The 22,879-nt window shown below is 36.9% G+C and carries 21 protein-coding genes and 1 rRNA gene; 17 read left to right on the top strand and 5 right to left on the bottom strand.

Annotated elements, in window-relative coordinates:
• Nucleotides 1–71 precede the first annotated feature (71 nt).
• From rrf to CCAL_RS03920, 9 genes are all read left to right on the top strand, one after another.
• A 5S ribosomal RNA gene (rrf, locus tag CCAL_RS03880) occupies nucleotides 72–190 on the top strand.
• An 842-nt stretch (nucleotides 191–1,032) separates the two neighbouring features.
• Entirely contained in the window at nucleotides 1,033–1,482 is a 450-nt protein-coding gene (locus CCAL_RS09530; protein ID WP_169938844.1) for a helix-hairpin-helix domain-containing protein, read from the top strand.
• A gap of 710 nt (nucleotides 1,483–2,192) precedes the next feature.
• Complete coding sequence (locus tag CCAL_RS03890; RefSeq protein WP_172285059.1) at nucleotides 2,193–2,468, top strand: hypothetical protein; 276 nt, start codon at nucleotides 2,193–2,195, stop codon at nucleotides 2,466–2,468.
• A 232-nt stretch (nucleotides 2,469–2,700) separates the two neighbouring features.
• The gene (locus tag CCAL_RS03895) at nucleotides 2,701–3,714 is read left to right on the top strand and encodes a bifunctional 3,4-dihydroxy-2-butanone 4-phosphate synthase/GTP cyclohydrolase II (protein ID WP_170017214.1); all 1,014 of its coding nucleotides are present in this window, start codon (nucleotides 2,701–2,703) and stop codon (nucleotides 3,712–3,714) included.
• A gap of 19 nt (nucleotides 3,715–3,733) precedes the next feature.
• Nucleotides 3,734–4,483, top strand: coding sequence for an amino acid ABC transporter substrate-binding protein (locus CCAL_RS03900; RefSeq protein WP_170017212.1), 750 nt, complete (start codon nucleotides 3,734–3,736; stop codon nucleotides 4,481–4,483).
• A gap of 14 nt (nucleotides 4,484–4,497) precedes the next feature.
• Nucleotides 4,498–5,169: an amino acid ABC transporter permease gene (locus tag CCAL_RS03905; RefSeq protein WP_170017210.1), complete on the top strand. Its 672-nt coding sequence runs from the start codon at nucleotides 4,498–4,500 to the stop codon at nucleotides 5,167–5,169.
• Between the two features lie 10 nt (nucleotides 5,170–5,179).
• The gene (locus CCAL_RS03910; protein WP_169938742.1) at nucleotides 5,180–5,914 is read left to right on the top strand and encodes an amino acid ABC transporter ATP-binding protein; all 735 of its coding nucleotides are present in this window, start codon (nucleotides 5,180–5,182) and stop codon (nucleotides 5,912–5,914) included.
• Nucleotides 5,915–6,090: 176 nt separating this feature from the next.
• A complete protein-coding gene (locus CCAL_RS03915) occupies nucleotides 6,091–6,663 on the top strand; it encodes a cytochrome C (protein ID WP_169972520.1) in 573 nt (190 codons plus the stop codon).
• A 95-nt stretch (nucleotides 6,664–6,758) separates the two neighbouring features.
• On the top strand, nucleotides 6,759–9,302 hold the full coding sequence (locus CCAL_RS03920; RefSeq protein ID WP_170017207.1) for a molybdopterin-dependent oxidoreductase: 2,544 nt from the start codon (nucleotides 6,759–6,761) through the stop codon (nucleotides 9,300–9,302).
• Between the two features lie 40 nt (nucleotides 9,303–9,342).
• On the opposite strand, the gene CCAL_RS03925 is transcribed toward CCAL_RS03920, so the two are convergent.
• Nucleotides 9,343–9,804: a methylated-DNA--[protein]-cysteine S-methyltransferase gene (locus CCAL_RS03925; protein ID WP_170017205.1), complete on the bottom strand. Its 462-nt coding sequence runs from the start codon at nucleotides 9,802–9,804 to the stop codon at nucleotides 9,343–9,345.
• A gap of 104 nt (nucleotides 9,805–9,908) precedes the next feature.
• Between CCAL_RS03925 and CCAL_RS03930 the strand changes: the two genes are divergently transcribed.
• The 8 genes from CCAL_RS03930 (at nucleotide 9,909) to CCAL_RS03965 (ending at nucleotide 19,688) form a co-directional block, all read left to right on the top strand.
• On the top strand, nucleotides 9,909–12,470 hold the full coding sequence (locus CCAL_RS03930; RefSeq protein ID WP_170017203.1) for a bifunctional aconitate hydratase 2/2-methylisocitrate dehydratase: 2,562 nt from the start codon (nucleotides 9,909–9,911) through the stop codon (nucleotides 12,468–12,470).
• Between the two features lie 85 nt (nucleotides 12,471–12,555).
• Entirely contained in the window at nucleotides 12,556–13,779 is a 1,224-nt protein-coding gene (locus CCAL_RS03935) for an ankyrin repeat domain-containing protein (RefSeq protein ID WP_170017201.1), read from the top strand.
• Between the two features lie 10 nt (nucleotides 13,780–13,789).
• On the top strand, nucleotides 13,790–14,542 hold the full coding sequence (locus CCAL_RS03940; RefSeq protein ID WP_170017199.1) for an SDR family NAD(P)-dependent oxidoreductase: 753 nt from the start codon (nucleotides 13,790–13,792) through the stop codon (nucleotides 14,540–14,542).
• A 15-nt stretch (nucleotides 14,543–14,557) separates the two neighbouring features.
• Nucleotides 14,558–16,249 carry a Na+/H+ antiporter NhaC family protein gene (locus CCAL_RS03945; RefSeq protein WP_170017197.1) on the top strand — a complete coding sequence of 564 codons (1,692 nt, stop codon included), beginning with the start codon at nucleotides 14,558–14,560 and terminating at the stop codon, nucleotides 16,247–16,249.
• Nucleotides 16,250–17,359 carry a tRNA (uridine(54)-C5)-methyltransferase TrmA gene (gene trmA, locus CCAL_RS03950; RefSeq protein ID WP_170017195.1) on the top strand — a complete coding sequence of 370 codons (1,110 nt, stop codon included), beginning with the start codon at nucleotides 16,250–16,252 and terminating at the stop codon, nucleotides 17,357–17,359.
• On the top strand, nucleotides 17,352–17,750 hold the full coding sequence (locus CCAL_RS03955; protein WP_170017193.1) for a CoA-binding protein: 399 nt from the start codon (nucleotides 17,352–17,354) through the stop codon (nucleotides 17,748–17,750). Before trmA ends, CCAL_RS03955 begins: the two co-directional genes overlap by 8 nt.
• Entirely contained in the window at nucleotides 17,734–18,945 is a 1,212-nt protein-coding gene (ilvA, locus tag CCAL_RS03960) for a threonine ammonia-lyase (protein ID WP_170017191.1), read from the top strand. The genes CCAL_RS03955 and ilvA overlap by 17 nt, the downstream gene beginning before the upstream one ends.
• A gap of 47 nt (nucleotides 18,946–18,992) precedes the next feature.
• Nucleotides 18,993–19,688: a DUF4230 domain-containing protein gene (locus CCAL_RS03965; protein WP_170000536.1), complete on the top strand. Its 696-nt coding sequence runs from the start codon at nucleotides 18,993–18,995 to the stop codon at nucleotides 19,686–19,688.
• Here CCAL_RS03965 and truA read toward each other — a convergent pair.
• Genes truA through uppS form a run of 4 tightly spaced genes read right to left on the bottom strand, consistent with a single transcriptional unit; the run spans nucleotide 19,685 to nucleotide 22,878 of the window.
• Nucleotides 19,685–20,407 carry a tRNA pseudouridine(38-40) synthase TruA gene (gene truA / locus CCAL_RS03970; RefSeq protein WP_170017189.1) on the bottom strand — a complete coding sequence of 241 codons (723 nt, stop codon included), beginning with the start codon at nucleotides 20,405–20,407 and terminating at the stop codon, nucleotides 19,685–19,687. The two genes, CCAL_RS03965 and truA, sit on opposite strands and share 4 nt — an antisense overlap.
• The gene (locus CCAL_RS03975; RefSeq protein WP_169972530.1) at nucleotides 20,407–21,435 is read right to left on the bottom strand and encodes an LptF/LptG family permease; all 1,029 of its coding nucleotides are present in this window, start codon (nucleotides 21,433–21,435) and stop codon (nucleotides 20,407–20,409) included. Before CCAL_RS03975 ends, truA begins: the two co-directional genes overlap by 1 nt.
• Nucleotides 21,428–22,207 carry a prepilin peptidase gene (locus tag CCAL_RS03980; protein WP_170017187.1) on the bottom strand — a complete coding sequence of 260 codons (780 nt, stop codon included), beginning with the start codon at nucleotides 22,205–22,207 and terminating at the stop codon, nucleotides 21,428–21,430. The genes CCAL_RS03975 and CCAL_RS03980 overlap by 8 nt, the downstream gene beginning before the upstream one ends.
• On the bottom strand, nucleotides 22,207–22,878 hold the full coding sequence (uppS, locus tag CCAL_RS03985; protein ID WP_170017185.1) for a polyprenyl diphosphate synthase: 672 nt from the start codon (nucleotides 22,876–22,878) through the stop codon (nucleotides 22,207–22,209). Before uppS ends, CCAL_RS03980 begins: the two co-directional genes overlap by 1 nt.
• Nucleotide 22,879: the final 1 nt, after the last annotated feature.

Consider the following 22,879-nt stretch of genomic DNA (forward strand, 5'->3'; position numbering starts at 1 on the left):
TGCTTTACTCTTAACAAAATATCACTACAGTGTTAAATAAGAGATTAATCACTAATCCTTTATTTAACACTGCTCGTGGCTATACAGACGAGGAAACGCCTTGCTCCATCTCGAACCAAGAAGCTAAGCTCGTCCTGGCTGATGATACTCTCCCTTACTGGGATGTCGGGAAAGTAAGTCGCTGCGAGCTTTGTTAATTATTCTACTACTTATTATCCAAATACAAAATCTTAAACTACCTAATATTAGATCTAAACCAACTAAGATTTTAACTTATATAAACATATAATTAAAACATCTATCTTTAATGCTTTATATCTTTTATGATACTGCTTTTTATTTATTGTGGTTTTTCTTTCTCTTTATTATCTTTATTGTTATCTTTGTTTTATTGTGATAGACGGATTACTTTTGTGTCTACTATCTTTTGCTCTTATAAATTTAACCTTGGCGGTCTTAATGAATGCTATATACTCTTCTTTAGATGTGACAGGAGTTATCCAAAGCTATGGTGTGATAAATAGATAGCTTGTTTTTATTTTTCGTGTATGTTTTTCTTCTTGTGTATAAAATTAGGCTTAATTTAACTTAAGCTCTAAACAATGAGTTTTAATTTATGGTTTTACTTATGTTCTCTAAAAGCAACTAACGCAGTGAAGTTAAAAATAAGTATATAATACCTCGTGGAATTTTAGAGGCTAAATTTAGAGAAAATTGAAATATATTTGTATAAATATAAAGACAGGTAAAATATCATAAATAATATAAATCCAAAAGTAAGCTTGTGTATATATTTTAAACAAATAAGAATTTTAACGGCAAACAAATGCTAAAAAGTATCTAGTTAAATTTAGCGGTAAATATAGATAAGTGAGAGCTTTTTCAAAACTAAAAGAGCGGTGTGGTAAACATAAATTTCCCATCTTAGATATTCATATTTTTTATATTAAATTTATTCTTTATATGTATTGTAAAACAAGCGTTTACCCTACTAAGTTATAATCAAATTCAATCTTAAATCAAAGGAAAACAATGAAACTATCTTTTAAATCAACTCTACTATCTTTAGCGCTACTAGCTACTCAGGCATTTGCCGTTATAAATTTAAATACGGCCACCAAAGATGAACTAATGAGTTTAAACGGTATAGGCGAGAGTAAGGCCGAGGCTATTATAGAGTATAGAAAGGCTAATAAATTTAACTCTATAGAGGATATTAAAAACATTAGTGGCATAGGCGATAAGACATATGAGAATTTAAAAGATGATATATCAGTATCTGGTAAGACGACAGTGCAACCTAAGGTAAAAGAGATAAAAGATAAGTCAGCCAAAAAGACTAAAGAGCTAAAAGAGGATATTAACAATAAAACCGGTAAGACAAAAGATAATGCAAGCAAGAAAGGCAGTGAGATAAAAGATATTAAAAGCAGTGCCAAGGATAAGGTAAAAGAGAAGGCCAAAGAGGAAATAAGTAAGTAAGAGCATAAAGCTTAAACAAAATAAGTAGATTAAGAGTAAAATAAATACACAAAACATTATAATAAAATAGAGAAATTTAAAGTAGGACAAAAGCAAGAGATAAATAAAAGCAGGAAAAATCATAAATTGCTTAGCTCTTTGCTTTTTTAGTGCTAATCTTTATGTTTCTCTTTTATATCACTAGTCTTTAAAAAATACCGCTTAATAAACAGTGCCTAGTTACTAGAGATGGCATATGTAAGGTTTTTATAGTTTAATAAATTTAATCATGAAGTCAATACCATATATCATCAAAGTAAATAAGGCTTTACACTTAAATAAATAAATAAATAAAAAGAGGGTCTAAATTTATTTATCCTTGTTTTTATTTATTTGCGCAAGATATTTACCTGGGTTTAACAATGGCATTAAGTATTTTTAGATGTGCTAGAAGTCTAAGGCTTTTAATGGCTATATGCTATGTAGTTATGAGCAAGTGCGTAATTATAAAGAGATTAGAAAGAGGCAAGATTATAAGAGAGATTATAAGAGAGACGGTAAAAAGGTATTTCTCTTATGGGTTATGTGGGGGGGGGGATAAAACAAATAAGACAGATATATAGTTTAGGTATTTTTATGGTTTGTGGGGTGGGTTAAGTAAATTTGGTTATATAGTAAAAAGGTTTAGCTAAAAAGATAAACATAAATATAATTTAATGTAAGGAGATGAAATGAAGTCGTATTTAAAATGTTTAATGTTGTTTGTTGTGATGATGCCTTGTTTGTCACTTAATGCGCAAACGCTATCCATAAATCACAAAGATACCGAAGTTATAGATGTTAAGATAGAAAAATCAGAAATTGAAATGATATCAAATTTAGTTTATGCACAGCCTCCGATTTACGGATATAAGAACAAAGCTCTCGAGATGGATATAATTAAGCCTGTTAGTAAGGAGCTTTTACCGACTGTTGTGTTTGTGCCGGGAGGCGGGTTTGTGTCTTAATAATTTGCACTATTTTTATCTTCTATTTAATTCAATTTTTGCAGAATAACTATTTTTTAAAATTTATCATTTTAGTAAAATTAAATTTATAAATTTTAAAGCATAGTCCACGTTGGTTTGTGTTTTATACTCTTGCTAGATAAGCTATATAACTACTAAAATTCGGGATAATTAAACTTTGTTTTTGTGATTTTGCGTTACAATTAACGCTAAAAAATTTTAAAGGATAAAAATGAGTTTTGATAAAGTAAAACAAGCTATCGAAGACCTTAAAAACGGTAAAATGATCGTCATGGTTGATGATGAGGATCGTGAAAACGAAGGCGATCTTATCTTCGCTGCTGATAAGAGCGATATGCAAAAGGTAAATTTTGCCATCACCCATGCAAAAGGCGTGCTTTGTCTTGCCATGGATGAGGCAAACGCTAAGCGTCTTGATCTGCCTTTGATGGTTGCTAAAAATACCTCAAGCCATGAAACGGCATTTACCATCACTATAGATGCCAAAGATGCGACAACTGGCGTTAGTGCGTATGAACGCGACATGAGCATAAGACTGGCTGCTGATGCTGATTCAAAGCCTGATGATTTTGTTCGTCCGGGACATATATTTCCATTGATAGCAAAAAATGGCGGTGTATTAGTGCGCACAGGACATACCGAGGGCTCAGTTGACCTTTGTCGTCTTGCAGGACTTTCACCGATGGCTGCGATATGTGAGATAGTAAAAGAAGACGGCATGATGGCAAGAAGAGATGATCTGGAAGAATTTTGTGAGAAATTTAAGATAAATATGCTATCGGTTTCCGACCTTGTTCAGTATCGCTTACACAGCGAAAGTCTTATAAAAGTGAGCGAGCCTATCCAGTGTCAAATCGCTCAAAAAAATGTTGTTAGATATGACATAATCGATCATGAAAACGAAAAGCATGCCGTTTATGCCTTTGGTGAAATAGCTCAAAATACAAATGTAAAATTTGTAAAATCAATCGCCGACTTTGACTTTATTAGCTCTGCTAAATTTGATGAGCTTATAAGTGCGATAGAATTTTTAAAAGCAAATGGCGGTCTTTTGATATTCTTATCAAGTAAGACGAATGATTCAAACTCAAAGGACTTTGGCATAGGCGCTCAAATTTTAAAACATTTTGGTGTAAAAAAGATAGAAGTCTTAAGCCATAATAAAAAAGATTTTGTTGGTATAAGCGGTTTTGGGCTTGATATCACGGGTTATAAAGAGATATAGTAAAATAATCGGAGAATTAATGAAAATTGTATTTAAAATTTTAGTTACAAGTATGCTTTTATGTATATTTGCAAATGCTAAGACCTTAAAAGATGGCTCTTTGACTGTTGCGACAGAGGGGACTTACTCGCCATTTTCTTATTATAATGAAAAACATAAACTAGTCGGGTATGATGTTGATATAGCTCGCGCTATAGCGGATGAACTCGGACTTAAGATAAATTTTGTAACTGCACCATGGGATGCCATACTTGCGGCATTTGATGCAGGTAAGGCTGATACGGTGTTAAACCAGGTGAGTATAACGGACGAGCGTAAGAAAAAATACGACTATACCGAGCCTTATACGGTAGCTTATGCCGCTCTTGTAGTGCGTGCTGATAATGAAGAGATCAAAGGCTTTGATGATCTAAAAGGTAAAAAGTCCGCTCACTCAGCTACAAGTAACTGGGCGAAAATGGCTAGCAGATATGGCGCTCAGATCGTTACGGTAGATGGTTTTAGCAAGGGTGTAGAGCTTGTAATTACTAAGCGTGCGGACGCTACCATAAATGATAATGTTACATATTTTGATTACATGAAGCAACGTCCAAAAGCCCCACTTAAAATCATAGCAAATAGTTCTGAACCGATATATACGGCAGCTATTGTCAAAAAAGACAACACGGAGCTTTTAAATCAGATGGATGAGGCATTAAAATCACTACGCAAAAAAGGAGTTTTGAAAGAAATTTCTATTAGGTATTTTGGTGAAGATGTTAGCGAGTAGCATTAAGGTGGAAAATGGGCGAAGAGTTTAATAGAGTATACGAACTAGTAGTAACCTCGGTAGTACCGATGAGTGAGGCGTTGCTTAAGGTTACTATCCCGCTTACGATAGTTTCGTTTACTCTGGGGCTAGTTGTGGCAGTGCTTACGGCTATTGCCCGCATAGCAAATGTTAAATTTTTTAAACAAATTAGCGAAATTTATATATGGATATTTAGAGGCACGCCTTTACTGGTCCAGCTTTTTATTGTTTATTTTGGTTTGCCTATCATAGGTATAGCGCTTGATGTATGGAGTGCGGCTATTATCGCGTTTAGTTTAAATATCGGCGCATATGCTTCTGAGGCGGTTAGAGCTTCTATTCTCTCTGTTCCAAGAGGGCAGTGGGAAGCAGCTACAGCACTTGGAATGACCTATACTCAAATTTTACGTCGCATTATCGCTCCACAAGCCGTGCGCATCTCGTTACCGCCACTTTCAAATATCTTTATATCAACGCTAAAAGATACATCTTTGGTGGCTTCTATCACGATGGTTGATATGTTTATGACCGCACAACGTATCGCAGCACGCTCGTTTGATCCGCTTACGCTTTATGTTTTAGCTGCTCTTTTTTATCTTATAGTTTGCACGTTTTTAACATTTTTTCAAGCCAAACTTGAGCGTAAATTTTCAAAATATATTTAAGTAGTATGGTATGATAAAATTTACAAATCTAATCAAAAAATTTGGCGAAAATGTTGTATTAAAAGGCATAAATCTTGAAATTTACGACAATCAAACAACGGTAATATTAGGAAGCTCAGGTAGCGGTAAATCAACCTTACTTCGCTGTATAAATTTGCTAGAGATCCCAAATTCGGGCGAGCTTTGCCTTGGTGATTTTAGTATAAATTTTAGTGCGCCGCATAAACCAAGCCAATACCAACCTTTCCGCTCACATACAGGAATGGTCTTTCAAAGTTTTAACCTTTTTCCGCATTTAACCGTGCTTGAAAATGTTATCGAAGGTCCTACGCAGGTATTAAAAATTCCACGCGACAAAGCGGTTAAAACCGCATACGAACTACTGGATAAGGTTGGACTAAAAGATAAGGCAGAGGCTTATCCTAACAGACTTTCCGGAGGGCAATCTCAGCGCGTAGCTATAGCTAGAGCACTTGCTATGCAACCTGCATTTTTATTGCTTGATGAGCCTACATCGGCGCTTGATCCAGAGCTTGAGGCACAGGTTTTAAAAACTATCGGAGAGCTTTCAAAAGAGGGGCGTTCTTTGATAATAGTAACTCATAACATGAATTTTGCTCGTAAGATAGCCGATAGGATACTCTTTTTAGATCATGGGTTGGTAGCATTTGATGGTGTGGCTGATGAGTTTTTTAATAGCACTGATGAACGTATAGCTAAATTCATTAGTGCAATGGACTTCTAAGATTCTTTCAAATTTTATTTAAGCTTTGCAAATTTCATATCAGTGTATTTGCAAAGCTTATCTCCACTTAAATTTATAACTTCAATTAAAATAGTAAATGTAAAATAAAATTTTCATAAAAACAATTTTTAATAATTATTTTTATACAATATATCAAATTCTTTGAAAGGAGATGGATGAAAAAGCTATTTTTATTATCTATGTTTTCCTGTTTGCTCTTTGGCGCAAACGAGATGTATAGCGACAAGGTTAAGCCTGTCTTTACGGATGCGACCTCTAACGCTTCTGTAGGAAGGTTACTTCCGACGAACGGTGTTGAAATTTTATCAAAACAAAACGGTCGCGTGAAGATAAAAATGCAAGGTTACATAAATCCTGTCGCACCAAATGTCGTTTATTTTAGCGATTCTGAGCGAGTTATCGCTATAGCGTTTGCCAAAACGGCAAAATTTGACTCAAAGCTTGTCAAAAAAGGACAAAATGGCAAATGGGATAAAGTGGAAGTAGAAGCTTATACTATTGATGGTGATTTTTATAATGAAGTTGATACGATGTTTGCCCGTGCCAAGCAGACTTATGCAGACTCATGCGGAATTTGTCATGGACTACATGAGACCACGCATTATAAGGCAAATCAATGGCCGAATTTATTTAAATCAATGCTTAGTAGAACGACAGTTGAAAAAGATGATGAGTGGCTTATAGTGCAGTATCTGCAAAAACATTCATCGGATGTTAAGATTAAGTAGTAGTTGTTTCATGCATGTTTTGTATGTTTAAAATACAAATTTTCATGCACGATACGTTGTCTTAAAATTTAATAAATGTGTTAGGAGAAAACACCATGCAAAGACGAAATTTTTTAAAACTAGGAGCTATGACGCCGTTACTTTCAAATGTTACCGCTATAAACTTAATGGCTGACGATATGGGAAAAGAGCTTGTTAAAAACGGCGAGATCTTTACCGCTGCAAAATGGGGCATGTTAAAAGTAGGCGTAAAAGACGGCAAGGCAGTTGGATCAACACCATATCAAAAGACAAGCGATGTAAAAAACCATCTTCAAACTTTCACGCATGACCTTATCTATAACTCTCGTATTAAATACCCAATGGTGCGTAAAAGCTACCTAGAAAATCCGGACTCGCCAAAACCAGAGCTTAGAGGCAAGGACGAATGGATACGAGTAAGATATGAAGACGCGATAAAGCTTGTAGCTAGGGAGCTAAAAAAGACAAGAAAAGCTAAAGGAATTCAAAGCGTATTTGCGGGAAGCTATGGCTGGAAGAGCAGTGGAAATATCCACAACAGTAGAACTTTGCTGCATAGATTTATGAACTTAAGTGGCGGTTATGTAGGTTATACGGGAGACTATTCTACCGGAGCAAGCCAGGTTATAATGCCGCACGTGATGGGTAGTATAGAAGTTTATGAACAACAAACAAGCTGGCCGGTAGTTTTGAATAACTCAAAAGTTGTGGTATTTTGGGGGGCAAATCCGATAACTACTCTAAGCGTAGGCTTTAGTAGCTCTGACGAGCAAGGCTTTAAATACCTCGAAGATCTTAAAAAAAGAGCTGATATAAAAGTCATCGTGATAGACCCTATAAAAAGCGAAACGGCTCAGTATTTTGATAAATCAAAATGGATAGCTCCACGCCCAAATACCGATGTTGCGATGATGCTTGGCATGGCGCATTATCTATATACGAGCGGTAAATTTAATAAAGATTTTATAGACACATATACAGTTGGTTTTGATAAATTTTTACCGTATCTACTAGGTAAAACAGATGGCACACCAAAAACTCTTGAATGGGCTAGTAAAATTTGCGGTATAAAAGAAGACGTCATAAAAGAACTAGCTGATGTCTTGATTGATAATAGATCTATGATAATGAGCGGTTGGGCTATACAAAGAGCAGATCACGGTGAACAAGCCCACTGGATGCTAGTAACTCTTGCTTCTATGATAGGACAGATCGGACTAGAGGGTGGTGGATTTGGACTAAGTTATCATTACGCAAACGGTGGCAATCCAACTTGCAAAGGTGCGGTAATAGGCGGCATAAATAGAGGCGATATAGGTAGGATAGATAAAAACGGTGAATTTATCGGAACTGCAAACGGCGTTATAGATGCAAATGGTAAATTTATACCGGGCTCAACACCTTTGATAAAAGGCGAGATAGACTGGGCTGTTGAAGCTAAAAAATACACTTTCCCGATAGCAAGGATAGTCGATGTCTTGTTAAATCCTGGAAAAGTCATAGATCATGATGGAAGAAAGGTGACTTACCCTGATATAGACTTTATTTACTGGGTTGGCGGAAACCCAATCGTGCATCATCAAGATACAAATGTCTTAATAAAAGCTTGGCAAAAACCGCGCACGATAGTCGTGCATGATCCGTATTGGACGCCAAGTGCGAAGATGGCTGATATCGTTTTTCCTATAACCACTCAATACGAAAGAAACGATATGACTATGACGGGTGATTATTCTAACGATCATATCGCTCCTATGAAACAAGTCGTTGAAAAATACGCCGAAGCAAAAGATGATTATCAAATTTTTACCGATCTATGTAAAGCATATGCTAAAAATTTAGTTATGGCATACACAGATAACGGCAAGGATGAATTTGACTGGATAAAAAGCTTTTACAACGATGCGTATGATAAAATTTTAGCCATACCTGAGCTTGCGTCCGAGATGAAGCCTTTTGATGAATTTTGGAAAGAGAACAAGCCTGTTAAATTTTACTCAACTCCTGAAAGCGAAGCATGGGTAAGACATGCTGAATTTAGACAAGACCCTATACTAAACCCACTAGGAACTCCGTCTGGATTGATAGAAATCTACTCAGAGACCATCGAAAAAATGGGGTATGACGATTGCGCTGCACACCCTATGTGGTATGAGCCTGTTGAATGGCTTGGTATGAGCGATAAGCCGGCACAACTTCATATGCTCTCAGTTCACTCTCCATATCGTTTGCACTCACAGCTCAACCAAACCTCACTTCGCGATACCTATGCGGTAGCAGGTAGAGAGCCTATATGGATAAATACCAAAGATGCTAAGGCTAAAGGCATTAAAAACGGTGATTTGGTAAGAGTGTTTAACTCAAGAGGAGAGGTCTTGGCTGGGGCTGTTATAACCGATAACGTAATACCGGGTGTTGTAAGGCTAGCTCAAGGTGCTTGGTATGACGGCTTTGATGCGGGACTTTGCAAAAACGGAAACTCAAACGTCTTAACGATAGATAAAGCAACATCAAAACTATCTAACGGCAATATCTCTCAAACAGCTCTTGTTAATATCGAGAAATTTAAAGGCGAAGCGCCAAAATTAACGGCATTTAGCGAGCCTAAATTTGCTTAAAATTAAGTAAATTTCCCAGCCTCAAATTTAGGGGCTGGGTTTATGATAAGTTGCCCTTTTCTAAATTTAGTAAAATTTCTTTTGTTTTTAATCCGCCCGCTCCACTGTATCCGCCAAGACTGTTGGCCCCCACTACGCGGTGACAGGGAATGATGATCGGGATTTTGTTTTTAGCATTTGCACTTCCCACGGCTCTTTGAGCTTTTTGGTTGTGTATCATTTTAGCAACGTCAGAGTAAGTTGCGGTCGTGCCGTAAGGTATGTTTAGCAAGGCTTTATACACGCTTTTTTGAAAAGGAGTTGCTTGTATGTTTAGTCTTACGCTAAAATTTTTAAGTTTACCGCTAAAATACGCCTCTAACTCATCTAAGCATAGTTTTAAATTCGGCTCTTTTACGTCTGTTTTTATAAATTTATCTACAAAATTTATCTCGCTAATACCGTTTTTATCACCTAAAATTTCTAAAATTCCGATCAAAGAAGAGAAATATGCTTTATCCAAAACGAAACCTTTTTGATAAAATTTTATACCATTTTAGCCTATTTTTGTGGAATTCCCATATATTTTAGATAAAATATAAAGCAAAAATTTAAAAAGGCTTTGATATGGATTTTTTAATACAATACAAAAAACACATCGACGAACGTGCAAAGCTAGGCGTGCCTCCTTTGGCGCTAAATCAAGATCAAACAGTGCAAGTTTGTGAAATCTTACGCAACACAAAAAACGAAAATGAAGCAAAAGAATTTATAGAACTTTTATCTAATCGCGTAAACCCAGGCGTTGACGACGCGGCAAAAGTTAAGGCTGAATTTTTGGGCGAGATAGTTAATAGTGGACTTGAAATTTGCGGCATAGATAAAATAAAAGCTATTGAAATTTTATCCAAAATGCTTGGTGGATATAATGTTGCAAAGCTTATTTTAGCTCTTAAAAATAGCGATGAAAATGTGGCAAAAGCGGCAAGAGATGCTCTAAAAAATAGCATTTTTGTAAATGAATACTTTAACGAAATTTTAGACCTTAGTAAAACAAATAAATTTGCCCTTGAAATTTTAAACTCATGGGCGAAGGCAGAGTGGTTTTTAAAGCGAGAAAGTCTTAGTGAGTGCATAAAAGCGGTTGTTTTTAAAGTTGCCGGCGAGACAAATACTGATGACTTAAGCCCTGCAAGTGAGGCATTTACGCGCTCTGATATACCTCTTCATGCAAATGCGATGCTTGTTAAAAGACAGCCCGGAAGTTTAGAAAAAATATCTGAGCTTAAAAGTAGCGGTCGCGAAGTTGTTTATGTAGGCGATGTCGTAGGAACCGGATCAAGTAGAAAAAGTGGTATAAATTCTATCCAGTGGCATTTGGGGCGCGATATAGACGGCGTGCCAAACAAAAAAACAGGCGGTGTAGTTATCGGAACTAGCATAGCTCCGATATTTTTCAACACCGCACAAGATAGCGGAGCTCTACCGATCATAGCGGATGTTAGCGCACTTGAGACGGGAGATGAGATAGAAATTTATCCTTACAAAGGTGAGATAGTAAAAAACGGCGAAGTTGTCGCTAAATTTAACCTGTCGCCAAATACTCTAATCGATGAAATTCGCGCAGGAGGTCGTATACCGCTTATTATCGCTCGCGCACTTTGTGTCAAAGCCAGAAATGCTTTAAATTTAGCACCAGAAAATATCTTTACAAAACCGGATCAGCCAAAAGATGACAACTCTTATGGATATAGCTTGGCTCAAAAGATAGTCGGACGTGCATGCGGCGTTAAAGGCGTTAGGCCAAATACTTATGTCGAGCCTGTAACATTAACGGTGGGTAGCCAAGATACGACAGGACCGATGACTAGAGATGAGATAAAAGAGCTTGCAAGCTTGGGCTTTAGTGCGGATTTTGTGCTTCAAAGCTTTTGCCATACGGCCGCTTATCCAAAGCCTAGTGATGAAATTTTACACGCAACATTGCCAAATTTCATGAACTCAAGAGGCGGTGTTAGCTTAAAGCCCGGGGATGGAGTTATACACTCTTGGTTAAACCGCATGGTTTTACCGGATACTTTAGGCACGGGCGGGGACAGCCATACTCGTTTTCCTATCGGCATAAGTTTCCCAGCAGGAAGCGGACTTGTTGCATTTGCAGCGGTTCTTGGCGTTATGCCTTTAAATATGCCTCAAAGCGTTTTGGTGCGTTTTAGCGGTAAGCTAAAAGAGGGTATCACGCTTAGAGACTTAGTAAATGCCATACCTTACTACGCCATAAAGCGCGGTCTTTTAAGTGTTGAGAAGAAAAATAAAAAGAACATATTTGCCGGTAAAATTCTTGAAATCGAAGGACTTGAAAATCTAAAAGTCGAGCAAGCTTTTGAGCTTAGCGACGCCTCTGCAGAGCGCTCTGCAGCAGCTTGTGTAGTAGCGCTTAATAACGAGCCGGTTATCGAATATCTTCGTTCAAATGTCGCACTTATCGATGCTATGATAAAAGCTGGATACGAGAACCGCCAAACCCTTGAAAGAAGACGTGATAAAATGCTCGAATGGCTTAAAAACCCAACTCTTTTAAAAGCCGATAAAGACGCGCAGTATGCAGAAATAATCGAAATAAATTTAGATGACATCTCTGAGCCGATCTTAGCATGTCCTAACGACCCTGATGATGTTGCGACTTTATCTGAAATTTTAGCCGATCAAAATAGGGCAAAAGAGATAAACGAAGTCTTTGTCGGAAGCTGTATGACAAATATCGGACACTATAGAGCTTTGGCGCAAATTCTAAAAGACGAAAAGTCTATACCTACGCGTTTATGGGTTGTTCCTCCTACAAAAATGGACAAAGTACAGCTTGAAAGCGAGGGCTGTTATGATGTATTTAAGGGAGTAAATGCCCGCGTTGAGGTTCCTGGATGCTCCTTGTGTATGGGCAACCAAGCAAGAGTTGAAGATAATGCCGTTGTCTTTTCGACTTCTACAAGGAATTTTGATAATCGCATGGGTATGGGCGCTAAAGTTTATCTAGGAAGTGCTGAACTGGCGGCAGTTTGTGCGATACTTGGTCGTTTGCCTAGTGTTGATGAGTATAAGCAAATGATCGCCAAAAAGATAGTTGGAAAAGAGAGTGAAATTTATAGGTATCTAAATTTTAATGAGATCAAAGACTTTTATCTGCATTAAAATTGTTACAAAGGTATGTAAAAATTTGATAAATAAGCGATATTATCGTTTAAATTTGTTAAAATAAATAAATTTAGGAGGATTGGTGAAAAGATTATTTTTGTTGTTTTTATTGGTGTTTGCTCCGATTCTTCTTTATGCTTTGGAATTTGGTTGCGAAGAGCTTAAAAATCCAAAAGAATTTTTTAAAACCAAGTCTCAAAAGTATTCTCTTATCAACGATGCAATATTTTATTGCGATGGCTCGCTCTTAAATTTAGAGCACGTAAACGCTCTTTTTGAGGTTGCTAAAAAAATTCGCGGCGAAAATAGAAGCTGCGTCGGCGATAGTGTATACGAAGAAAATTTAAATAAATTCAAATGGCTTTTGCTTGAGGCTAGCTTTGCTCCTGAAATTTATGCCAAAAGCCTTAAAACTCCAAATGAGTCTGAAGAGCAAAAAGACGCTCAAATGGTGTATTTTCGATATTGGGGCACTCAGTCACTTTATAATTTTTTAAAACGAAGAGAATTTTTAAAGCTATATAATGAGGCTCAAACCCCGCTTGTAAAATACTACGAACAAAGAGGTCAAGACTTTGGTAGTGCGGCGTATTATGCGACTAGTGTTGTAAATGCCTTTTTGACTTTTGCGGTAGGTAGCGAGCATAAGGTTAAATTTGATATCACTCCAGAGCAAAAGATGATCATCGATAAAACAGTAGGCTATGAGCAAATTTCATCTATGCTTTACTCCAAAAGTTTCAGCGCTTTTGAGCTTTCTAATATGTTAAATACCGCGCTTTTGTATGAGCGTGAAATTTCTGTTTTAGAGCAAATTTTAAAACGCGGAGCAGATATAAATTTCGGCGATGAAACCGCACTTTTTTATGCTCTTAAAAATTTAAAAAATGTAGAATTTTTGTTAAAAAACGGTGCTGATGTCAATCACAAAAATATATTTGGCAAGAGTGTGCTTTTTTACGCGGTGCAGTTTGGGGATGTGGCTTTAACAAAATTTCTGCTTGAAAACGGTGCAAATGCAAATGACTTTTATATAGATCAAAATACCAAAAATGCGATTTTAAATTTAGGCGATGAAAATTTTTATAATAACACGTGTGCGCTTGAGCATACTTTAAGGTCCGTTTTTATGCACGCAGCTTCACATGCGAATGTCGAAATTTTAGAGCTTTTAATAAAACACGGAGCAGATATTTACGCGGTTGACGAGCTTGGTTTTAACGCAATGGACTATGCTATCATAAACGCAAATGAGCAAAACATAAAATTTCTGCAAGACTTAAAATTAGAACCAAAAATAAAATAAGGAGATAGACATGAATGCAACAGCTTTTATTACCGGTGCAACTTCGGGATTTGGCGAGGAGATAGCTCGCACTTTATCGCGCGAAGGATATAAGATCATAGCTTTAGCAAGACGTAAAGATAGACTGGAAAAACTTGCAAGCGAGCTTGGAAATACCCATATAATAGTAGCTGACGTAAGAGATAAAGAGGCGATATTTGAAGGTGTTAAAAATTTACCAAAAGAATTTCAAGACATAGAAGTACTTGTAAACAACGCAGGTCTTGCTCTAGGTCTTGATGGTATCGTAGAGGCTGACGTAGAGGATCTTGAAACGATGGTAGATACAAACATCAAAGGACTTCTATACTCTACAAAAGCGGTTTTGCCGATAATGAAAGCTCGAAAAAGCGGTTATGTCTTTAATATCGGTTCTACAGCTGGTGCTTGGCCGTATCCGGGAAGCCATGTTTATGGTGCAAGTAAGGCATTTGTAAAGCAATTTAGTCGCAACATGAGAAATGACCTTAGAGGGCTTGGGATAAGAGTGACAGAGATCGCTCCCGGACTTTGTAAGACTGAATTTAGTGAGGTTAGATTTAAGGGCGACGTAGAAAGAGCAAATAAAGTATACGAAGGCGTTGCAGCCATAAAACCGCAGGATATAGCTCAAATTCTATTAAACTGTCTAAATATGCCAAAACACGTTAATATCAACATCGTAGAAGCAATGGCTACAGCACAGACATGGGCGGGACTACATATAGAAAAAGATAAATTTTAATAAAGGAAAAGTTGAATGAGTAAAATTTCATTTTTTATTTTGACGGTCTTTTTGCCGATCATAGCATTTGCCGATTCTGCGACAAATGCTAAAATTTTTGGCATCTGGACGTTGATACCTCCCGTTGTTGCGATAGCTCTTGCGTTTATAACAAAAGATGTTATTTTGTCGCTTTTTATAGGTGTTTTTAGTGGAACGTTTTTGATTAACATCATAAATGAAAATGTTTTTATGTCGTTTATCAAGGGCTTTACTGGTATAGTCGAGCGTGTTGTAGGCTCGATGGCTGACAGTTGGAATGCAGGCATTATGCTTCAAGTTCTTTGTATAGGCGGTGTTGTTGCTCTTATAACAAAAATGGGCGGTACTAAAGCTGTTGCGCTTTGGCTTAGTAAGAAGGCAAAGACCGGAGTTTCTGCTCAAATTTCAACTTGGTTAATGGGAATTTTTGTATTTTTTGATGATTATGCTAACGCCCTAATCGTTGGTCCCATCATGCGCCCTATAACCGATAAATTTAAATTAAGCCGTGAGAAGTTGGCATTTATCATAGATGCTACCGCAGCTCCTATCGCAGGTATCGCCATAATCTCAACTTGGGTTGGACTTGAAATTTCACTTATTAAAGACGGTTATGGCTTGGTTGGTGTTGAAAATATCAACTCTTACGGCGTTTTTATAGAGACCATCCCTTATCGTTTTTATAATTTATTCATGCTATTTTTTATAGTATGCACCGCAGTTATGCAACGCGAGTATGGTCCTATGCTACTTGCCGAACAAAGAGCAAGGCGCGGGGAGCTACACTCTGGTAAAACCACGATACAAGATATAGAGGATAAAACTCTTGAGCCAAAAGATGGTGTAAAACTTCAGGTTTCAAATGCCGTTGTGCCTTTGCTTGTGCTTATTATAGGTGCGTTTATAAGTTTTTATTTTAGTGGATTAAAATCACTTGAAGGTGAAGCTCTTGAAGCAGCTTTGGCAAGTCCTTTTTCATTTATGACATTTAGAGAGACATTTGGAGCCGCCGATGCTTCAGTGGCACTGTTTCAGTCGGCACTTTTTGCTAGTATAGTTGCTATTACTATGGGTGTTTGGCGTAAAATTTTTGATGTAAAAGAGGCGATAGGTGTTTGGGTAAAAGGTTGGAAAACTATGATAATCACCATCGTGATTTTGCTTCTTGCATGGAGTCTTAGTTCTGTTATTAAGGAGCTTGGTACATCTAGGTATTTAGTTGATATGCTAAGTCAAACTACGCCTAAATTTATTTTACCTGTGGCTATATTTATACTTGGTTCTTTTATATCGTTTTCTACGGGAACTAGCTACGGCACGATGGGCATTTTAATGCCTCTTGCTATACCGCTAGCAAATGCAGTTGGTCTAAACTACGGACTTGATGGCGATGCGTTGCATGCTTATATGATAGTTAATATCTCAGCCGTTCTTACGGGCGCTATCTTTGGCGATCACTGTTCACCGATATCAGATACAACCATACTTTCTTCTATGGGGGCAGGTTGTAATCACATAGATCACGTAAGCACTCAGATCATCTATGCGCTAAGTGTGGGTGCTGTTGCTATATTTGTCGGATATCTACCTACGGCGCTTGGAGCAAGCATTTGGGTTGTTCTTCCGCTTGGATTTTTAGCTACTTGGGCTCTTGTTAGGTTTGTTGGTAAAAAGGTGGAAATCTAGTTGCAGTGTTGTCATTTTAAAGAGTGCGGTAGTTGCACTCTTGAGGGAAGTTATGAAGAGCAAAAGGCTTTCAAGCTAAATGCTATTAGCTCTAAATTTAGCGAATTTTACGATAAAGAGTTTGAATTTTTTGCCTCAAATGAGAAAAACTACCGCATAAGGGCCGAGTTTGGTATATGGCATGAAGCGGATAAAATTTACTACACGATGCACTCAAAAAATAAAGGCGAGAGAATTTTTGTGCGCGAATGTCCAAAGGTTTGCGAGCAGATCGTCTCTTTGATGTCGATATTGCTTAATGAACTTGAGAGCGACGCTAAGTTAAAGCACCGTCTGTTTGGTGTTGAGTTTATCTCATGTAGCAGCGGAGTATTGGTAACTTTGCTATATCACAAAAAGCTTGAAGCCACTTTTTTGGAACATATAGTAAATTTGGCAAATAAGTTAGATATAACCATCATCGCTAGATCAAGAGGGCAAAAAATTTTAAGCCATGAGTTAAATTTAATAGACGAGCTTAAGATAGACGGTAGGATTTATAAATTTCATCTTAGTGAAAATGCTTTTATCCAGCCAAACAAGGCTGTAAATGAAAAAATGATCACTTGGGCTAAAATAAATTTAGCAAAAGGCGGGAAAGATCTGCTTGAACTTTACTGCGGACATGGAAATTTTACCATCCCTCTTAGTGAGAATTTTAAAAACGTTTTAGCCACAGAAATCAGCAAAAGCTCGATATTTTATGCTCTTAAAAACTGTGATATAAATGATACTAAAAACATAAAATTTCTAAGACTTTCAGCCAATGAGCTTATAAGTGCCTTTAAAAACGAGCGCGAATTTAATCGCTTAAAAGATATAAATTTACACGAGTATGACTTCTCTCATATACTTGTCGATCCGCCTCGCGCAGGACTTGAGCCAAGTGTTATAAATTTTATTAAAAATTATGAAAATATCATATATATATCTTGCAATCCGGATAGTTTGTATGAAAATTTAATACAAATTTCACAAACTCACGAAGTCGTAAAATTTGCTGTTTTTGATCAGTTTGCGCACACTCATCATGTGGAGTGCGGAGTTTTGTTAAGGAAGAAAAATGGATGAAATTTTGCATAACATACAAAATATCGCGGTAGTTGGCTTAAGCCCCGACAAGAGTAAGGCAAGTAATATGGTTGCTAAATTTCTTATAAAAAAAGGTTTTAAAATTTTTCCTATATATCCAAAAGAAGATGAAATTTTAGGACAAAAGGTATATAGAAATTTAAGCGATATAAACGAAAATATAGACATTATTGTTATGTTTAGAAAAGGCGAATATGCGGATATTTTAATAGATGAGGTTATAAGAAAAGGAGTAAAAACTCTCTGGCTTCAACTTGGCATAACCAACGAAAACGCCAAAGCTAGAGCATATGCGAATGGTATAAAATTTATCCAGAACAAATGTATAAAAATAGAATTAGAAAGGCTAGAAAATGGTATCTTTAAATAAAATAATCCAAGCAAAAATCACAATCGGACACTTTGTAAACAAAACTCCGTTTGCGTTCTCACAAAGACTAAGTGATGTTTCGGGTGCTAAAATTTACTTAAAAGAAGAAAATTTGCAACGAACAGGTGCTTATAAAATTCGTGGCGCTTATAATAAAATCGCAAATTTAAGCGAAAACGAGCGCAAAAAAGGTGTCGTTGCTGCAAGTGCAGGCAACCATGCTCAGGGCGTAGCCATAAGCGCACGTGAATTTGGCGTTCGTGCGGTTATTATTATGCCTGAATCAACCCCTCTTCTAAAAGTCGGAGGTACAAGAGATCTTGGCGCTGAGGTTATTTTAAAAGGAAATAACTTCGACGAAGCCTATGAATTTGCTGTCACATATGCAAAAGAGCAGGGTATGACTTTCATACACCCGTTTGACGATGAGTATGTTATGGCAGGACAAGGCACGGTGGCGCTTGAGATGCTTGATGAGATGAGCGATCTTGATATGGTTGTGATACCTGTTGGTGGTGGCGGACTTGCTAGCGGTGTTGCAAGCTGTGTAAAACAAGTAAATCCAAATATAAAAGTAGTTTGCGTAGGTGCAAAAGGCGCTCCTGCGATGTGGCAAAGCTTTAATGCTAAAAAAAGTATAAACTCAAAATCAGTAAGAACCATAGCCGATGGTATCGCAGTAAGAGATGCGAGTGAGATAACTCTTACAAACATCCTTGAGTGTGTGGATGAATTTGTGCAAGTTGATGATGAAGAGATCGCAACGGCGATTTTGTTCTTGCTTGAAAGACAAAAGATCGTAGTTGAAGGCGCTGGAGCAGCAGGTGTAGCAGCACTAATGCACGGTAAGATAAAACATAAAAAAGACGCTAAAATCGGTATAGTGTTAAGTGGTGGAAACATCGACGTGCAAATGCTATCTATTATTATTGAAAAGGGCCTTATCAAATCAGCTCGTAAAATGATAATACAAGTAACACTTATAGACAAACCGGGAGCACTTTTAATGCTAACTGACGCACTTAAAACCGCAAATGCAAACATAGTTAAGATCGACTACGACCGCTTCTCCACAGAGCTTGAATACGGCGATGCAAGTATCATTATAACACTTGAAACAAAAGGCAAAGATCATCAAGAGGTGGTGGCTAAGAGTTTGAGGGATTCCGGGTTTGATTTTAAGCAAATTTTCTAAGGTTTATAATAATACGCTAAAATTTGCCAAAAATACAAGGAATTAAAATGGGCGAATATCTAAATTTGATACTTGTGATACTGTCTGCGTTTTTGATTTTTGCAGTCTATAGGCTAAGCAGAGAGCTTAGGAAATTTCAAAAGAAAAACAGTGAAATTTCTGTTGTGACGGATATCGAGCAGATAAAAAGTATCGGTGAGTTGTCTGTTTTTCAGGTTTATAGCAAAGAGATCGTAACAAAAACAGATCATGCGTTTGGGAATTTTGGCAAAGAGTATTTAAGGTGGCTTGTTAGTGAGAAAAAGCTTTCGATGATATTTGAATTTGAGATAAACTTCATATACGACCTAACAAGTCCAAAGCTTGAGATAGTTCAAATTTCAAACTCAAACTATAAAGTAAAAATGCCACCTTGTAGATATAAATTCTCAATCGCAAATATGAAATTTTATGATGAAAAAAACGGTAAATTTATACCGTTTTTGTTGCCTGATTCGTTAAATGGTTTTTTTGGAAGTAGCTTTAGAGAAGAGGATAAAAACCGTCTTATCGAAGAGGCTAGAGGAGAGGTTGAGAAGATGAGTGTAAGGCTTATCACGCAACTTCAAGGCAAAATTCATAAATCCGCACGCGACACTCTTGAGGCTATCGCAAAGAGCTTTGGTGCAAATGACGTTAGTTTTGAGTTTAATGATGATGAGAGCTTGATAAATAGTGAGCTTGAAGTAAAAAATATAGCCTAGTAAAAAACTCTATGCAAATAAAGCCCTTGTGCCGGCGCAGGGATGCGAGTAAACGGAGCTTTATTTTGTAGCTGGGTGCATATAAGCCTGCCGGCGTTATTAAATTTTAAACCCTTTAAAACGGTTGCAACCATTAAGCGCACCTGCCCTCGTAAAAAGCCGTTTGCTTTAAAAACTATCACGCTTTTATTTTTATATCTATAGCAAAATGCCTTAGTTATAGTACGAACCGGACTTTTTGTATCACTCCCTGTTTTCATAAACATGCTAAAGTCGTGCTCTCCTATAAAATTTTTAAGCAACTCATTGGCTGTTTTTATATCAAATTCCGGCAAAAAAACCTCATAATCGCTTCTAAAAACACTAAATTCATCATGACTGATGATATAGCGATAGAGCCGAGCTTTTGCATCGTATCTTGGATGAAATTCTTCGTTTGCGCGCATGATGCGTTTTATATGTATGTGTGGGTGGGCGTGACGATTGATTAGATCTTTTAGGCGGTTTAAGTCTTTAAAATGTTCGCCGCACTCCACACAAGCGCTTTGATTATTTGCATGAACACCCTTGTCGGTGCGAGAACTAGAGGTGATTTTGTTAAAAATTCCAACATGAGCCAAGGCTCTAGCAAGAGCGTCTTCTACTCCGTTTTCATGTGGTTGTGTCTGTGAGCCTTGAAATTTAGAACCGTCGTAAGAAAAGATAAACCAAATTTTCATTAGTATCTTCGTGCGATTTTGGTTTGATAAAGTAAAATTCCGCTAAGCATAAAGCTTAAAAACACCACAGGTATTGCAGTTATCGGGCGTGATGCAAGTAGCATGATAAGTGCAAAATACCCAAACAAGACGCCAAATGAGCCAAGATAAACCGCGCCCTTTTCATATCTATACGTAACTATACCAAAACTAATGGCAAAAAGTGTGGTTGCAAGCGGAAAGAGTGCAACTAGGACATAAGTGCATAGATCTTTTTTGCGTTTATTATTTGTTTTTGCTTCAAGCCAGTACTCTTTTATATTGCCGACTTTGCTTGTGCTTTCGCTTTGAGTGGTGCGTATTTTCATGTATTTAAAGTTGCTTTGGTTGTAAAGACTATCTCTCATATCATAAATTTTACCGTTATTTAACGACAGCTCTACGCCTGATTGTGTGTTTGAGAATTTGGCATTATCGGCGATGATTATGCGCTCAGAGTCTTGAACTTTTGGGTTATACATAACTATATCTTTGTATATAGTGCCATTTTCATCGCTGTCTTGAGTGCCGATGTATACCATCCATTCGGAGAATTTTTGCCCAAATTGATTTGGTTTTAAATTTAGTTTGGCTACCGTTTTTTTATAATCAACAAAATTTGAGTTTAGCTCTGCGGCGATGGGTATCATCACGAGTGCCAAAAGCATTAAAGCACCGCTTAGTAAAGCCGCAAAAGATAAGAAAAATTTAGCTATCGAGTTTGGTGAACTTCCAAGGGTAAAGATAACAATACTTTCATTTTCTTTTGAAAGGCGAAATAAAGTCATGGCAAGAGATACGAAAAATGCTATCGGCACGACAAACAAAAGAACCTTAGGTAGCATGAAAAGATAAAGCTTGATCAACTCGCCAAACGTTATCTCGATATATGACGTTACGCGCGCTATTTGTATAAAAAAGACAATGGACATGATAAGAAACAGTGTTGAAAATAACGAGGCAAATGTGCCAAGAAAGTTGTGTAAAAGATATTTATTTACTCTATTCATATAAAAAACCTATAAAATTTATGTATTCTTCTTTAAAGATATAAACCAAAACAAGCCCAAGGCTTAAAAATGGCACAAAGGCAAGCTCGTAGTCTTTTTTTCTAATTATCAAATAAGCCGGTAGTGTTAAAACCGCAGCCGTATAAATGGCTAGTAATGTCAAATTTAACGGCAAGATCGCACCTATGATAGCGGCGATAAATATATCGGCACTTCCCATCGCTTCTCTTTTCATGGTTGCACTTAAAATAAATCTAAGAAGCCAAAAAACTATAGCTAAGCATATCGAATTTATAATCAAACTAAAGTCAAATTCGCAAAAAACTTCACTTGCTGCAAAAAGTAGGGCAAATCCTAATGCGCTAAAAAGTAAAGAGTCGGGAACTGCCTTAAACTCAAGATCAATCAAACTAAGTGCTAAAAGCAGTATAAGGCAAACACCTAAAGCAAAGGCTCTAAATAAGCTTTGTACGTCTATAAAATCAACGCACTCTCCAAAAAAACTAACAAGCATGAGCGCGCATGAACAAATTTCTATCAGCGGATAGATAGGGCTTATCTTTGAGTTGCAAAAGGCGCATTTGGCACGTAAAAAAAACCATGAAAAAACAGGTATGTTATGATAAAACTTTAGCTTGTGATCGCATTTTGGGCAAGAAGATGGCGGAAAATTTATACTTTTTTGTCGTGGCAAACGATATATCAAAACATTTGCAAATGATCCCATGCAAAGCCCAAAAACAGCAAACACTATAGCGTAAATTTCAAACATCAAAGCCCGCCAAAACGTCTATTTTTGTATTTGAAATTTTCAACTATCTTTGCTAACTCATCTTTTGTGAAGTCAGGCCACAAAGTATCGCTAAAGGCAAGTTCTGCGTAGCTTGCTTGCCAGAGCATGAAATTTGAAAGTCTTTGCTCTCCACCCGTTCTGACAAGCAAGTCGATACACTCGCTCTCATCAAGGCAGTTTTGTAAATTTTGCTCGTTTAGTTCAAGTTTTAGCTCACTAACACGCTTAAAAGCGCGTAAAATTTCATCTTTTGCACCGTAGTTTATGGCTAGGTTGAGTTTTAGTTTCGTATTGTCATGCGTTAGGCTTTTAAGTAAATTTATCTCGTCTTTTAGCTCGTTGCTAAAGACGCTGATATCACCTATGGTTGTAAATTTTATACCGTTTTTTATAAAATTTTCTCGTTTTGATATTAGAAATTTTTTAAGCAGATCCATTAAAAATTCGACCTCACGCTTTGGCCGTTTCCAGTTTTCTGTACTAAAAGCATAAAGGCTTAGGATTTTTATATCTTGATCGGTGCAAAATTCGCAAATTTGCTCAACAACATTTGCTCCGACTTCATGACCTTTTTGACGTAAGAAATTTCTCTTTTTAGCCCAGCGTCCATTGCCGTCCATGATGATAGCTAGGTGGTTTAAGTTGTTCAAA

The sequence above is a fragment of the Campylobacter sp. RM6914 genome, assembly GCF_004803835.1.
In the GTDB taxonomy this organism is placed as follows: Bacteria; Campylobacterota; Campylobacteria; order Campylobacterales; family Campylobacteraceae; genus Campylobacter_A; species Campylobacter_A californiensis.

Excerpts from the sequence above, each read along its gene's own strand:
- CCAL_RS09530 (WP_169938844.1), top strand. The coding sequence starts at position 1,033 with ATGAAACTATCTTTTAAATCAACTCTACTATCTTTAGCGCTACTAGCT.
- CCAL_RS03890 (WP_172285059.1), top strand. The coding sequence starts at position 2,193 with ATGAAGTCGTATTTAAAATGTTTAATGTTGTTTGTTGTGATGATGCCT.
- CCAL_RS03895 (WP_170017214.1), top strand. The coding sequence starts at position 2,701 with ATGAGTTTTGATAAAGTAAAACAAGCTATCGAAGACCTTAAAAACGGT.
- CCAL_RS03900 (WP_170017212.1), top strand. The coding sequence starts at position 3,734 with ATGAAAATTGTATTTAAAATTTTAGTTACAAGTATGCTTTTATGTATA.
- CCAL_RS03905 (WP_170017210.1), top strand. The coding sequence starts at position 4,498 with ATGGGCGAAGAGTTTAATAGAGTATACGAACTAGTAGTAACCTCGGTA.
- CCAL_RS03910 (WP_169938742.1), top strand. The coding sequence starts at position 5,180 with ATGATAAAATTTACAAATCTAATCAAAAAATTTGGCGAAAATGTTGTA.
- CCAL_RS03915 (WP_169972520.1), top strand. The coding sequence starts at position 6,091 with ATGAAAAAGCTATTTTTATTATCTATGTTTTCCTGTTTGCTCTTTGGC.
- CCAL_RS03920 (WP_170017207.1), top strand. The coding sequence starts at position 6,759 with ATGCAAAGACGAAATTTTTTAAAACTAGGAGCTATGACGCCGTTACTT.
- CCAL_RS03930 (WP_170017203.1), top strand. The coding sequence starts at position 9,909 with ATGGATTTTTTAATACAATACAAAAAACACATCGACGAACGTGCAAAG.
- CCAL_RS03940 (WP_170017199.1), top strand. The coding sequence starts at position 13,790 with ATGAATGCAACAGCTTTTATTACCGGTGCAACTTCGGGATTTGGCGAG.
- CCAL_RS03945 (WP_170017197.1), top strand. The coding sequence starts at position 14,558 with ATGAGTAAAATTTCATTTTTTATTTTGACGGTCTTTTTGCCGATCATA.
- CCAL_RS03955 (WP_170017193.1), top strand. The coding sequence starts at position 17,352 with ATGGATGAAATTTTGCATAACATACAAAATATCGCGGTAGTTGGCTTA.
- ilvA (WP_170017191.1), top strand. The coding sequence starts at position 17,734 with ATGGTATCTTTAAATAAAATAATCCAAGCAAAAATCACAATCGGACAC.
- CCAL_RS03965 (WP_170000536.1), top strand. The coding sequence starts at position 18,993 with ATGGGCGAATATCTAAATTTGATACTTGTGATACTGTCTGCGTTTTTG.
- truA (WP_170017189.1), bottom strand. The coding sequence starts at position 20,407 with ATGAAAATTTGGTTTATCTTTTCTTACGACGGTTCTAAATTTCAAGGC.
- CCAL_RS03975 (WP_169972530.1), bottom strand. The coding sequence starts at position 21,435 with ATGAATAGAGTAAATAAATATCTTTTACACAACTTTCTTGGCACATTT.
- CCAL_RS03980 (WP_170017187.1), bottom strand. The coding sequence starts at position 22,207 with ATGTTTGAAATTTACGCTATAGTGTTTGCTGTTTTTGGGCTTTGCATG.